This window comes from Rhodococcus sp. IEGM 1351 (assembly GCF_030056875.1).
GTDB classification, from domain to species: domain Bacteria; phylum Actinomycetota; class Actinomycetes; order Mycobacteriales; family Mycobacteriaceae; genus Rhodococcus_F; species Rhodococcus_F opacus.
This window is the reverse complement of the sequence record NZ_JASHKU010000191.1, coordinates 1-215: the sequence shown is the minus strand read 5'-3', so window position 1 is coordinate 215 and position 215 is coordinate 1. Positions and strand designations below refer to the sequence as shown.

1 protein-coding gene is annotated in these 215 nt (G+C 74.4%); it reads left to right on the top strand.

The features are described from left to right. On the top strand, positions 1-215 hold a 215-nt coding region (locus QM806_RS41240), incomplete at both ends, for a coenzyme F420-0:L-glutamate ligase (protein ID WP_283295090.1).

Below are 215 nucleotides of genomic sequence, written 5' to 3'. Positions count from 1 at the left end.
CACCGACACCATGGGCCGGGCGTGGCGCAACGGCCCGATCGACGCCGCGATCGGCGCGGCCGGGCTACAGGTGTTGCACGGGTACGCCGGGTCCCGCGACAGTCAGGGCAACGACCTGGTGGTGACGGAGGTGGCGGTCGCCGACGAGATCGCCGCGGCGGGCGCCCTGGTGAAGGGGAAACTCGGCGGGGTCCCCGTCGCGGTCGTGCGTGGTC